This is a genomic window from Saccharopolyspora sp. NPDC002376, assembly GCF_053593195.1.
Map to the genome: position 1 here is coordinate 51,517 of NZ_JBSFBZ010000045.1, position 11,936 is coordinate 63,452.

Genomic DNA, 11,936 nt, shown 5'->3' on the forward strand with positions numbered 1-11,936 from the left:
CCGACCATGCTCGGATACCTCGTCCGCCGCATCGCGGCGATGCTGCCGGTGCTGTTCGGCGTGACGTTCCTGATCTTCGCGCTGGTCTACGCGATGCCCGGCGACCCGGTCGCCGCGCTGGCCGGCGACCGGCCGCTGCCACCCTCCGCAGTGGAGGCCCTGCGCGAGCGCTACCACCTCGACGAACCGCTGATCACCCAATACCTGCTGTACATGGGCGGTTTGCTGCGCGGCGACTTCGGCACCGACTTCTTCGACCGCCCGGTGCTGGAGATGATCGCCGAGCGGTGGCCGACGACGCTGCAGCTGGCGCTGACCGCCTGGGTGCTCAAGCTGGTGATCGGCCTCGGGGTCGGGATCTTCGGCGCGCTGCACCGCGGCCGCGCCGGCGACCACCTGGCCCTGGCCTTCACCGTGCTGTTCGTGGCGCTGCCCGGGTTCGTGATCGCGTTCATGGTGCAGCTGCTGTTCGGGTTGAAGCTGCAGCTGTTCCCGATCGCCGGTATCGCCGAGGGCTGGCCGGTGAGCTTCATCCTCCCGGCGCTGGTGGTGGCGCTGGAAGCCGCCGCACCGCTCGCACGGCTGACCAGGTCGAGCCTGGTCGACACGATGAGCGCCGAGTTCATCCGGACCGCGCGGGCCAAGGGCGCCTCGCCGGGCCGCGTCGTGTGGGGGCACGCGCTGCGCAACTCGATGATCCCGGTGGTCACCTACCTCGGGCTCAGCCTGGCGGCGATGCTCGGCGGCGCCGTGATCGTCGAGAGCGTGTTCAACCTGCCCGGCATCGGCGGGCTGCTGGTGCAGGCGGTGCAGACCCAGCAGGGCACGATCGTGGTCGGCGTGGCCACCTTCATCATCCTGATCTACCTGCTGGTCAACCTGCTCGTGGACATCAGCTACGGAATCATCGACCCGAGGGTGCGCAATGGCTGACCGAACCGACCTCTCCCCCGCCGCCACGACCGCGCCCCGCCGCAGGCTCACCGTGGTCGGGCGGCTGCCGAAACCGCTGCGCGCCCCGCTGTTCGTGGTGGCCGCGCTGATCGCCGCCGGTTACGTGCTGATGGCGGTCTGGCCGAGCCTGTTCACCTCCGCCGATCCGATGCACTGCGAGCTTCGGCTCAGCGGCGCGGGCCCAGCTCCGGGCCATCCGTTCGGCTTCGACATGCAGGGCTGCGACTACTTCGCCAACGTCGTGCACGGTGCCCGGCCGTCGATCGCGATCGGCCTGCTCGTCACGGCGGCGACGTTCGTCGTGGCGGCGGTGCTCGGCGCGCTGGCCGGTTACTTCGGCGGCATCGTCGACGGCGTGGTGTCGCGGATCGCCGACGTGGTGTTCGGGCTGCCGATGATCATCGCCGCGATCGTGGTGCTCAACATGTTCGAGGACCGCACGATCTGGACGGTGAGCCTGGTGCTGATCGTCTTCAGCTGGCCCGGCGGCATGCGCTACATGCGCGGCTCGGTGCTCAAGGTCCGCAACCTGGAGTACGTGCAGGCCGCGCGCGTGCTCGGTGGAGGCCACCTGCGCATCATCGGCACGCACATCGCGCCGAACGCGCTGACCTCGCTGATCGTGCTGAAAACCCTGGAGATCGGCGGAATCATCGCCGCCGAGGCAGCGCTGACCTTCCTCGGCATCGGGCTCCAGCCGCCCGCGATCTCGTGGGGGCTGCAGCTGTCCACCGCCCAAGCGCAGTGGCAGGCCAGCCCGCACCTGCTGCTCTACCCCGCGCTGTTCCTGACCGGCGCCGTGCTGGCGTTCGTGGTCCTCGGCGACAGCCTGCGGGAAGCCCTCGACCCGAAGGGAAAGCACTCGTGAACGCACCGCACCAGGACGAGGCCGCGGTTCTCGACGTGCGCGGCCTCAGCGTCGACTTCCACACGCCTGCCGGACGGTTGCACGCCGTGCAGGACGTCAGCTTCAGCATGGGCGCGGGCGAAACCCTCGCTGTGCTCGGTGAATCGGGCTCGGGCAAGAGCGTCACCGCGCAGGCGATCATGGGGATCCTCGACACCCCGCCTGCCGAAGTCGTCGGCGGCACCGTCGAACTCGGCGGCCAGGACCTGCTCACGCTCTCCGACCGTCAGCGGCGCGCGGTAGCGGGATCTCGCGTGTCGCTGATCTTCCAGGACGCGCTCACCGCGCTGAACCCGGTGCAGCCGGTGGCCAAGCAGATCGGCGAGATGTACCGGCTGCACCGCGGCGCGTCTCGTCGGGAGGCGTGGCGGCAGGCCGTGGAGATGATGGACCGGGTGCGGATCCCCGCGGCGGCCAGCCGCGCCGGTGACTTTCCGCACCAGTTCTCCGGCGGCATGCGCCAGCGCATCCTCATCGCGATGGCACTGGCGCTGGACCCGGAGGTCGTCATCGCCGATGAGCCCACCACGGCGCTGGACGTGACCGTGCAGGCCCAGATCCTCGACCTGCTCGCCGAGCAGCAGGCCGAACGAGGTCTCGCGCTGGTGCTGATCACCCACGACCTCGGCGTCGCGTCCCGGATGGCCGACCGCGCGCTGGTGATGTACGCCGGACGGGTCGTCGAGCACGGGCCGATCCGCGAGCTGTTCACCTCGCCGGTCCACCCGTACAGCCAGGGGCTGGTCGCCTCCATCCCGCAGCGCTCGCACCGCGGCGGCCCGCTGCCCGCGATCGGTGGCCTGCCGCCGAGCCTCACCGATCGCCCGGCGGGCTGCCGCTTCCACCCGCGTTGCGACATCGCGCGGGAGCACTGCGCATCGGTCGAACCGGAGCTGTTGCTGCTGGAAGACGGCAGGCAGACCCGGTGCCACTTCTGGTCGGAGGTCTCGTCGTGACCGAGCAGCACATCCTCGAAGTCCAGGACGTCACCAAGCACTACCGCAAGCGCGGCGGCGGTCGATTCGGCCTCGGCTCGGCCACCGTCAAAGCCGTCGACGGGGTGAGCCTGCAGCTGCGCAAGGGCGAAGCGCTGGGCATCGTAGGCGAATCCGGCTGCGGCAAGTCCACGCTGACACGACTGCTCACCGCCCTGGAGAAGCCCACCAGCGGGCAAGTCCGCTACCGGGGCATCGACGTCCACCGCGCGAAAGGCTCGGAGCAGAGCCAGATGCGGCGCAACATCCAGATGGTCTTCCAGGACCCCTACGCCTCGCTCAACCCGCGCAAGACGGTCGGATCGATCCTGGCCGAACCGTTCCGGATCCACCGCGACGCGGTGCCCGAATCAGGCCTGCGACGAAGGCTGGAGCAGCTCCTCGAACAGGTCGGCCTCCGCCCGGACCACCTCGACCGCTATCCGCACGAGTTCTCCGGCGGCCAGCGCCAACGCATCGGCATCGCTCGCGGCATCGCGCTGAACCCGGAGGTGCTGATCTGCGACGAACCGGTGTCAGCGCTCGACGTCTCGGTGCGCGCACAGGTCCTCAACCTGCTCGCCGAACTCCAGCGCGAGCTGTCGCTGACCGTCCTGTTCATCGCGCACGACCTCGACGTGGTGCGCCACTTCTGCGACCGCATCGCAACGATGTACCTGGGCAGGGTGGTCGAGGAAGGCGACTGCGACGCGGTCTACGACCGGACCGCGCACCCGTACACCCGGGCGCTGCTCTCGGCGATCCCCCGCCCCGGCTTCGACGACGAACCGGAGCAGGAGCGCATCGTCCTCGAAGGCGACCCGCCGTCCCCGATCGCCCCACCACCCGGCTGCCCGTTCCACACCCGCTGCTGGATGGCCCGTCCGGACTGTTCGACCACGGTTCCGGCAGGACACGACCTGGGCGAAGGGCACGTCTCGCACTGCCACTTCGCTCCCGAGGTCGCCGACGCGGATCCCTCGGCGCAGCGCCGGGAATCGGCCTTGGGGGCCTGACCAGCATCGTCGCGGTGCGGGTTAGGCGGCAGTTTTGCCTGAAATTGGCGGCGTTTCGACTGAAGCACGCGGTCGGGAAGGAAGCCGGTTTCAGGCAAGATCGGACCTCGTGAACGCGGTCGCCGTGGTTTCCGGGCCGATGCCCCGCAGCCATCCAGCCAAGCATAAGCGCATAAACTTCACCAAGATCGGCACCGTCAAGCAGCCCGAGGTGAGGTAGTTGGTCGCGATTGCCGAACGGTTGAGCAGCGCGGTCTCCAGCTTGGCGGTCGAGGTGCGCACGACGCCGCGGCGGCTGCTCGTTCGCGAGGCCGTTCTGTCCGTGATGGTGCTCGCCCTGGGTCTTGTTCCGGTTCCGGAGTTCCTGATGCCGTCCGGGCACATCACCGTCACGGTCGCTGTCGCGTGCTGGACCGCATTGCTGGTTCCGGCTTGCCGGCGGTGGCCGGTCACGACGTTGGTGGCCACGGCGCCGGTGTTCGCCAGTTCCAACTTCTGGGCAGCGGCGGTCCTTCCCGCCATCACCTTCGCTGCTACCCGCCGGATCGCACCAGCTCGCCGCCTGTGGTTCGCAGTGCTGGCGACCGCCGTCGTGGACTTCGCGCTCGTGTTCGCGTTCGGTTCCGCCGACGGAGTCGGTGAAGTGGTCGCCGGATACGCGGTGAGCGCCGTGCTCCTGCTGGTGCTGCCCACCGTCGTCGGGGCGATCGTTGGCCACCGACGCCCACGGGTCCGACTGCTCCAGGAGCGCAACGAGTACCTGGAACGGGCGCAGCTGCTCACCGCGGCCAAGGCTCGAGTGGAGGAACGCTCGCACATCGCCAGCGAGATGCACGACATGCTCGGGCACCGGCTGAGCCTGATCTCGATCCACGCTGGGGCGCTCGAGCTCAGCGCCGCCAACGATGCGCCCGAGTTGAGCGGCCAGGCCGAGCTGCTCCGCACCACGGCTGGGAGCGCGTTGTCCGAGCTTCGCGAGATCCTGGGAGTTCTGCGCGGGGCCGAGGATTCCGATCTGAGTTCCGACGATCGCATCGGAACTCGCGCCGATGTCGAGGATCTCGTTGCGGAGTCCAGGGCAGCGGGCATCGAGGTCGACCTGAGGTGGACCGGGACCGACCTCGACCACGCGGATCCGCGCACTCGCCGCACAGTGCACCGCGTGGTGCGCGAAGGGTTGACCAACGTCCACAAGCACGCCTCGACCGCGCGCACCGGCGTGGAGGTCGGCGTCGGGAACGACCGCGTGGACATCCGCGTGACCAACGGCCCTGCGCAGGGCGACGGGCCGCGGATTCCCGGCACGCGGAGCGGGCTCGTCGGGCTGGATGAGCGGATCGCACTGCTCGACGGGGCCTTCCACAGCGGACCGACTCCCGAAGGCGGTTTCCGCGTCGTAGCGGGTCTTCCCACCCATCCGGCCGTCGCCGACCTGACTGGTCCTCCGGGATTGCCGGAACTGCCGCCGGAACCGCTCGCCGCGGAGGCGCTCACCTGGCCTCGCGTGATCGGGGCGGGTTGCCTCGGCCTGCTAGCAGTCTTCCCGATCCTCATCGGACTGGCGGTGTTGATCGTCTCGCTGGCGATCAGCTGATCACGGCCGATCGGTGAGCAAACCGGCGTCGTGGGCCACGATCGCGGCCTGGACCCGGTTCGCGCAATCGAGCTTGGTGAGGACACGGCTCAGATGCGCCTTCACCGTGCCCGCGCTGATGTAGAGATCGCGCGCGATCTCCGCGTTCGACAGCCCGAAACCGACCAGGCGCAGCACATCACATTCGGCTTCGGCGAGCTGGTCGGTCTTGCACCGCGCCGCCGCGGTCCGGTCCGAGCCCGAGCGGAGGTGGCGCTCGATGAGTCGGCGGGTGATCTGCGGAGCCAGGATCGATTCGCCCTCGGCCGCCAGCCGCACAGCCCGGATCAGCTCGCTGGGCCCGGTGTCCTTGAGCAGGAACCCCTTCGCACCCGCGCGCAACGCTCGCGCCACGTGACCGTCTTCACCGAAGGCGGTGAGCATGATGACGTTGGTGTGCGGCGACTCGCGGGCGATGTCCTCGACCGCGCCGAGCCCGTCGCCTCCCGGCATCTGGATGTCGAGCAGCGCCACGTCGACGACGTGCTCCCGGCAGGCCCGGACCGCTGCCCCGCCGTCCGGAACCTCTGCCACCACCTCGACGTCCGGCGCGTTGGCGAGGATGAGCCGGATGCCCGCTCGCATGAGATTCTCGTCGTCGGCGATGAGGGCGCGGATCACGGGAAAATCCTAGATGGCGTGCTGGCGCTCGGCGGACTACGGGTGGCCGGTCACCCAGACTCCCGCTTCGTTCTCCTCGGAGTAGTACCAGCCGCCGGGCCGCGGCAGCCACCCGACGGACAACTCCAACACGAACCCGGCGGCATCGCTGACCACGTGGACGATCGCTTCATCGAGGGTTCGCGTCAGCATCTGCTCGCGGTCGAGGCTCATGTCAACACCGCGCTCTGCAAGGCAGCTTCGTGCGTCCGCCAATCGCAGAGACGCAGCAGGTCGAACGGGCTTCTGCGTGATCATCTCGGGCAGGATCAGCAAGGCGTCGCCGCTCACGTCGATTCGGATCCCAGCGAGCGCGAGGTCCAACCCAGCTCCACGCCGGATCCCGGATTTCCGGCTGAAGCACCTCATAGTGAGTTCAACGGACGAGTAGCGGTATCGCTGGAAGCAGTCGTCACCTTGCCCGTTCCTGATCCGCTCCGGCTGCCCGATTCGTTCCACCACGTCGTTCGGGTTCATGCCCAGGACCAGCGGCCCGAGCTTTCCGCTTCGGCAGAACTCCACCAGCAAGTCATCCATGTTCGGTTGATCCCCAAATCATCAGTCGAGAGCGCGTGAAGAGGTGGGGGGCTTGCTCACCGAACAGGGCGGTCGTCCCAGCGGCGGGTAGTCCAGGCGCGGCTGACCAGACCAGGCGATCGTATCAGCGAGAACGAAGAAGGCGTTGTGCCAGGCGGGCGTGCGCTCGACGTGCCAACGCCGGGCGGGGCCTTCTCGCCTCTTGCGCACGATCCAGCGTCGTAGTCCGCGCTCGTCGAGGGTCGTGCGGGCTTGCCCGAGTCGCGATCGACGTCGAAAGCCGTCGCCGACTGGCCGGGAGATTCTGGCCGATCGGACGGGAGTCCTGGCCGATCGGCACATGTTCGGTGGGTGATCGATCTCTACCTTCGAATGCGACGACCACGTCGGAGGGATGATCGACTTGCTGACCGAACCGGACACCACCCGGAACTCCGCGCCGGACGAGGAGGTTCCGCATCACTTGCTCGGGCGCACCGCCGCGCACCGCTGGTGGCGCCCACTGGTGGAGCTGATCCTGCTGCCGGTGCTCGTGGTGGTGTTCTCGCTGCTGTTCCTCGGTGTCGCGGTCGGCCTCGCGGCGGCGTTCGGCGCCCAGCTCGGCCCGGACCTGGACTTCGTCGATCCGTTCTGGGCCTTCGCGTTCGGGTTTGCCTCCATCGCGATCCTGCTGCCCGCCATCGCCCTGACCACCAGGTGGGCTGGCAAGCGCCGGATCGGCACGGTGTCCAGCGTGGCTGGCCGACTGCGTTGGCGCTGGCTGCTCGACTGCCTGCGATGGGCGCTGCTGTGCCTCACGTTGGCAATCGGCGTCGACCTCGTCCGCAGCCAACCCTGGGAGGCTTCGGCATGGCCGGGCTGGCCCACCTTCCTGGCCGTCCTGGCGCTGGTGCTCGCGCTGGTCCCATTCCAGGCAGCTGCGGAGGAATACCTCTGCCGGGGTTGGATCGTGCAGACATTCGCCTCCTGGACGCGGACCCCATGGCCGGGTGTCGTGCTGAGCTCGGTCGTGTTCGCCGCGCTGCACGACTCCTCCGACCCCTGGGTGCTGGCCGAGTTGTTCGTCTTCGCGATGGCGATGTGCTGGCTGACCCTCCGCACCGGCGGACTGGAAGCGGCGATCGCACTGCACGTGGTGAACAACGTCGCCGTCACCGTGCTCGAAGCCACCCAAGGCGTGCCGGATCTCGACCAGGGCGGCAGCTCCTCGCTCTGGGACGTCCTGCCGATCGCGATCGCGACGCTAGCCTACACCTGGTGGATCGACCGGCGGGCCCGCCGTCTCAGCCTGGCCACCAAAGCCCGCTGAGCCGACCGAACCCGAGAAGTGACATGCCACGAGCAACGATGCGAAGTCTCCGGCGAGACGCCCGCATGCCATCCGCGGACGGGCCGGTCAGCTTGCGCGCTTCATGCGGAGTGAGCGGATACCGGCTCGAGGAGCTGAACACCACAGCTGGTGAACAGAGGTAGGGCAGGCACATTCCGACACCGGGGGGTGCTCCGCTGCGCCCACCGCTCGGCGAGCGCAGCGGAGCACCTGGTCAGGACGTGCGGGAGGGCTCGAAGTAGTCGAGCAGGGCGGCGTCGGGTGCGGGCACCTCGACCGGGTTTCCGCCGTTGCGGAGGGATTCCGTTGCTGCGCAGCCTGTTGCGACCGCTTCTCGGGCTGCGATCGGGGACGTGACGGTGGGGACGTCGGCGCGGACGAAGTTCAGGAATTCGGCCACGATTCGGGGGTCTGCTCCGCCGTGTCCTCCGCTGGCGCGTTCGACCTCGACCACCTGATCGCCATCTGGGGCGTAGCCGCGGTGCCTGCGGTTCCAGACCTTGACCACCGCGCCCGAGCCGTCGCCGAAGTTCTCCAGTCGGCCTTCGGTTCCGATGACGGTGTAGTTGCGCCAGTAGTCCGGCGTGTAGTGGCACTGCTGGTAGGTCGCCAGCACACCGTTGTCCAGCTGCAGGTTGACCATGCTCAGGTCTTCGACGTCCACCACCGGGTTGAGGCCGGTTTGGCTCAGCGGCGGCCAGTTCCGCTCGTACTCGTCCCAGTCGTGTCCCGTCTTGTAGGTCTCGTGCTCGTTGCGGTCGGTGATGCCGCCGTAGACGGTCAGCGCACCCATCGCGTTGACGCGCCTGCTGTACCCGCCGGCCAGCCAGTGCAGGACGTCGATGTCGTGCGCGCCCTTCTGCAGCAGCAGGCCCGTGCTCTTGCTCCGGTCGGCGTGCCAGTCCTTGAAGTAGAAGTCGCCGCCGTGCCCGACGAAGTGGCGGCACCAGATCGAGGTGACCCGCCCGATCGCTCCCGACTCGATCAGGTCGCGCATCGTGCGGATCACCGGCATGTGCCGCATGTTGTGCCCGACGTAGAGCTTGCCGCCGTGCTGCTGCGCGGCGGCGAGGACGCGGTCGCAGCCCTCCGTGGTGATCGCCAGCGGCTTCTCGAGGTAGACGGCGAGCCCGGCCTCCAGGCAGCGGATCGCGTGCTCCTCGTGCAGGTGGTCGGGACTGACCACGAACACCGCTTCCAGCTCGCATTCCAGCAGCTCATCGAGCGTGCTGGTCGTCCGGACGTCGTCCCCGTAGCGCTGCGCGGCGGCCTCGGCCCGAGCCGGATCCGGGTCGCACACCGCGACGATCCGCGACCCCTCACCGGGCTGATGGGCGTGATCGGCGATCCCCACCCGCAGCCCGCACCCGAGCACACCAGTCCTGACGTCCATGACCCACCTTCCCGCACAATCCCACTCACGACTGCACACATGTGTCGCAAACTGATCGTTTCAAGCCTATATCGATCACTTGCGCGCAACCAACCTTATGTTCCCAGCGCCGCCACCACAACGGTCAGCGGGGAACCGAACGGACGCCTGGTACGTCCGAATCAGTGCGCAGTCGATGGGAGCCGGTGGCGCGGACCAAATCCCGATGCTCAAGGTGACCCGAGTCGATGAACCGACACCCGAGGGAACCGTCGAGCACGAAGGTCAGGTAGCGGTGGAGCACTACACCATCAGCACCGAGGACGACGTCGCGGTGCGCATGACCATCACCGCCACCACGATCGGCGAAGCCCGCCACGACCTGCCCTCCTACATGCACGTCTACTCGTACGCGCTGACCGCGACCGTCACCGACGGCTCCTGCTGATCCACCATCCACAGCGGTCTCCCGAAGAAGTCCGCAGTTCACAAACCCTCGTGACAGACGCCCATCCGCCTGTCCTGCGAACAGCCGATGCCTCCTGATAAGCGAAAACGCTGTTACAGCGGGGTGAACTCGTGGGATGCTCCGCGGCAGGATCTTCCGCGGAGGGAAGGGCGTATGGGGCTGGCGCACCAGGAACTCGCCGATCTGCTCGCGAGGCTGAAGAAGCGAAGCGGTCTGAGCTACTCCGAAATCGCTCGCCGATGCTTCACCAGCCGTTCCACCGTCCACCGCTACTGCACGGGAACGACGGCGCCATCGGACTACCAGTCGGTGGCCCGCGTCGCCCACGAATGCGGCGCGACCAGCAGCGAGCTCAACGCCCTGCTCCCGTCCTGGCGTGCGGTCAAAGCTACCGACACCGTCCGGTGCGGCCGTTAGCGTTTTTGACACGACTATGTGGTCGAGCGAGAAGCCAGTCTCAGGCAAAATCGACGGACGTCACCACCCCATGCCCGGACCACTGCACTTACGCGCGCGCTTTACCAGATCTCGCACTAGTTCCACGACCTCCTCGGGGCTGAATTCCATCGCATTTTCACCGACCGAAATCTCAAAAGCGCACCGTGACGGGTCTGGCGAGGAGCGAACCTTGAGGAACAGCTGCGTCCCCTTCTCAGCAATCATCTGACTGCCCGCCCGCTCGACTGCAGCTTTCGCCACAGGCACGTGGACGTGGAACAACGGAGTCTGCGGCGGGGCTGGGAACGCGCGCACTGTCCCGTCTGCGTTGAGCGCGGCGGCGATCGCGACGGCGTGATCCCGGAACTCGGCCATTCGTGGCACGAGTCGATCCAATCCCGCCAAAGCCCCCAGGGCCAACGGCCAGGCGTTCGGGATGGCGCCACCAAGACGTTTCCGCCACACCGCAGCCTCAGCCACCGTCTCGGCATCACCGGCCAGCACCGCTCCCCTGACACCCTGAAGTCCTTTGTAGAGCGAGACGTACACGGTGTCGAAGAATGCGGCGATCTCGGCGTACGGACGGTCGTAGAACGGCTGCGCCTCGAAGATCCGTCCGCCATCAAGATGCGCCGCTGCCCCGCGCGACCGGATCAAGTCCACCTGCTCGCGCAACTGCGACCACTCCGGAAGCAGTCCCCCGAGGTCGCGCTGCGGTAGTTCCCACACCACCGCGGCCAACGGTTCACCAATTGCAGCCAGGTCAGGCGTGCTCAGCAGTTGGTTCCGGTCGCAAGCAGGGTGGAACCGCAGTCCGTGCACCGCGTTGTAGCCCTGCTGCTCCCAGTTGTCCAGATGCAGGTACGGATGCCCGGCAAACGTCCACCGGCCCCGGCGCTCGGCATGTATCCGCAACGCCACTTGCTGAGCCATCGCACCAGTGGGGAAGAACAACGCCGCCGAAGTGCCCATCAGCTCAGCGATCCGCTCTTCCAACCTGGCCACCGGCTCCTCCGGCAACGTATCCGGACCAACCAGATCGACCCATTGGCGCAGCAGGTCATACGGCTTGCGCCGAAAAGAGGAATGCAAAGCCAACGAGCGCCGAATCACAGGAACCTCCATGCCGCCGAAGCCTGCCAACAACCACCGACACCGAAAGCTACAGCAGTTCTCACAACTGCAGCGGTGCTGCACGCATGACCACGCATGGGGCTGCCCAGAGTTCGGTTGTCACTCGGGGTTGACTGGTGTCAGGCCGCGTGCGCGGCGGTATAGATGGTCTCAAACTCGACCGGGGTGAGTTTGCCCAGGCGTCGTTGTCGACGTTTGCGGTGATATTTCGTCTCGATCCAGGACACGATCGCCAGCCGGAGTTCCTCGCGGGTGTGCCACCGCCTGGTGTCGAGAACGTTCTTTTGCAGCAAGGAAAAGAACGATTCCATCGCGGCATTGTCGCCACACGCGCCGAGCCTGCCCATGGATCCGGCCAGCTGGTGGCGGCGCAACAGTCGCCGGAATTTCTTCGACCGGAACTGGCTGCCCCTGTCTGAATGAACGATCACGCCGCGCGGGTCGCGGAGCGCGATAGCGTTGCGCAACGCCGCGACGGCAAGTGAGGACTTCATGCGATCGGAGATCGAGTA

The 11,936-nt window shown here is 67.7% G+C and carries 13 protein-coding genes; 8 read left to right on the plus strand and 5 right to left on the minus strand.

Annotation, left to right across the window (positions count from 1 at the left end):
• Positions 1-6: 6 nt before the first annotated feature.
• The 5 genes from ACWCO2_RS26230 to ACWCO2_RS26250 all read left to right on the plus strand — a co-directional run bounded on the left by ACWCO2_RS26230 (position 7) and on the right by ACWCO2_RS26250 (position 5,445).
• On the plus strand, positions 7-933 hold the full coding sequence (locus ACWCO2_RS26230) for an ABC transporter permease (RefSeq protein ID WP_450130430.1): 927 nt from the start codon (positions 7-9) through the stop codon (positions 931-933).
• Positions 926-1,822: an ABC transporter permease gene (locus tag ACWCO2_RS26235; RefSeq protein ID WP_450130431.1), complete on the plus strand. Its 897-nt coding sequence runs from the start codon at positions 926-928 to the stop codon at positions 1,820-1,822. The genes ACWCO2_RS26230 and ACWCO2_RS26235 overlap by 8 nt, the downstream gene beginning before the upstream one ends.
• On the plus strand, positions 1,819-2,817 hold the full coding sequence (locus ACWCO2_RS26240) for an ABC transporter ATP-binding protein (protein WP_450130432.1): 999 nt from the start codon (positions 1,819-1,821) through the stop codon (positions 2,815-2,817). Before ACWCO2_RS26235 ends, ACWCO2_RS26240 begins: the two co-directional genes overlap by 4 nt.
• Positions 2,814-3,851 carry an ABC transporter ATP-binding protein gene (locus tag ACWCO2_RS26245; protein ID WP_450130433.1) on the plus strand — a complete coding sequence of 346 codons (1,038 nt, stop codon included), beginning with the start codon at positions 2,814-2,816 and terminating at the stop codon, positions 3,849-3,851. Before ACWCO2_RS26240 ends, ACWCO2_RS26245 begins: the two co-directional genes overlap by 4 nt.
• A 220-nt stretch (positions 3,852-4,071) precedes the next feature.
• Positions 4,072-5,445 carry a sensor histidine kinase gene (locus ACWCO2_RS26250; protein ID WP_450130434.1) on the plus strand — a complete coding sequence of 458 codons (1,374 nt, stop codon included), beginning with the start codon at positions 4,072-4,074 and terminating at the stop codon, positions 5,443-5,445.
• Here ACWCO2_RS26250 and ACWCO2_RS26255 read toward each other — a convergent pair whose 3' ends face one another.
• Complete coding sequence (locus tag ACWCO2_RS26255) at positions 5,446-6,105, minus strand: response regulator (protein ID WP_450130435.1); 660 nt, start codon at positions 6,103-6,105, stop codon at positions 5,446-5,448.
• A gap of 36 nt (positions 6,106-6,141) precedes the next feature.
• Positions 6,142-6,681 carry a hypothetical protein gene (locus tag ACWCO2_RS26260; RefSeq protein ID WP_450130436.1) on the minus strand — a complete coding sequence of 180 codons (540 nt, stop codon included), beginning with the start codon at positions 6,679-6,681 and terminating at the stop codon, positions 6,142-6,144.
• A 394-nt stretch (positions 6,682-7,075) separates the two neighbouring features.
• Here ACWCO2_RS26260 and ACWCO2_RS26265 point away from each other — a divergent pair, with 394 nt between their 5' ends.
• A complete protein-coding gene (locus tag ACWCO2_RS26265) occupies positions 7,076-7,990 on the plus strand; it encodes a CPBP family intramembrane glutamic endopeptidase (protein WP_450130437.1) in 915 nt (304 codons plus the stop codon).
• A 235-nt stretch (positions 7,991-8,225) separates the two neighbouring features.
• Here the strand turns inward: ACWCO2_RS26265 and ACWCO2_RS26270 are convergent, their stop codons facing one another.
• Positions 8,226-9,404: a Gfo/Idh/MocA family protein gene (locus ACWCO2_RS26270; protein ID WP_450130438.1), complete on the minus strand. Its 1,179-nt coding sequence runs from the start codon at positions 9,402-9,404 to the stop codon at positions 8,226-8,228.
• Between the two features lie 214 nt (positions 9,405-9,618).
• On the opposite strand from ACWCO2_RS26270, the gene ACWCO2_RS26275 reads away from it, so the two are divergent.
• Together ACWCO2_RS26275 and ACWCO2_RS26280 are read left to right on the plus strand one after the other, a co-directional pair.
• Positions 9,619-9,831 carry a hypothetical protein gene (locus ACWCO2_RS26275; protein ID WP_450130439.1) on the plus strand — a complete coding sequence of 71 codons (213 nt, stop codon included), beginning with the start codon at positions 9,619-9,621 and terminating at the stop codon, positions 9,829-9,831.
• Between the two features lie 174 nt (positions 9,832-10,005).
• Positions 10,006-10,269, plus strand: coding sequence for a helix-turn-helix domain-containing protein (locus ACWCO2_RS26280; protein ID WP_450130440.1), 264 nt, complete (start codon positions 10,006-10,008; stop codon positions 10,267-10,269).
• Positions 10,270-10,329: 60 nt separating this feature from the next.
• Here ACWCO2_RS26280 and ACWCO2_RS26285 read toward each other — a convergent pair whose 3' ends face one another.
• Positions 10,330-11,415 carry a threonine aldolase family protein gene (locus tag ACWCO2_RS26285; protein ID WP_450130441.1) on the minus strand — a complete coding sequence of 362 codons (1,086 nt, stop codon included), beginning with the start codon at positions 11,413-11,415 and terminating at the stop codon, positions 10,330-10,332.
• A 128-nt stretch (positions 11,416-11,543) separates the two neighbouring features.
• Positions 11,544-11,936, minus strand: a 393-nt coding sequence (locus tag ACWCO2_RS26290; RefSeq protein ID WP_450130442.1) for a DDE-type integrase/transposase/recombinase, incomplete at its 5' end; no start/stop codon positions are given.

What these genes read in the sequence shown, in the direction of transcription:
- ACWCO2_RS26265 (WP_450130437.1), top strand. Translation starts at nt 7,076, where the DNA reads ATGATCGACTTGCTGACCGAACCGGACACCACCCGGAACTCCGCGCCG.
- ACWCO2_RS26230 (WP_450130430.1), top strand. Translation starts at nt 7, where the DNA reads ATGCTCGGATACCTCGTCCGCCGCATCGCGGCGATGCTGCCGGTGCTG.
- ACWCO2_RS26285 (WP_450130441.1), bottom strand. Translation starts at nt 11,415, where the DNA reads ATGGAGGTTCCTGTGATTCGGCGCTCGTTGGCTTTGCATTCCTCTTTT.
- ACWCO2_RS26260 (WP_450130436.1), bottom strand. Translation starts at nt 6,681, where the DNA reads ATGGATGACTTGCTGGTGGAGTTCTGCCGAAGCGGAAAGCTCGGGCCG.
- ACWCO2_RS26235 (WP_450130431.1), top strand. Translation starts at nt 926, where the DNA reads ATGGCTGACCGAACCGACCTCTCCCCCGCCGCCACGACCGCGCCCCGC.
- ACWCO2_RS26280 (WP_450130440.1), top strand. Translation starts at nt 10,006, where the DNA reads ATGGGGCTGGCGCACCAGGAACTCGCCGATCTGCTCGCGAGGCTGAAG.
- ACWCO2_RS26270 (WP_450130438.1), bottom strand. Translation starts at nt 9,404, where the DNA reads ATGGACGTCAGGACTGGTGTGCTCGGGTGCGGGCTGCGGGTGGGGATC.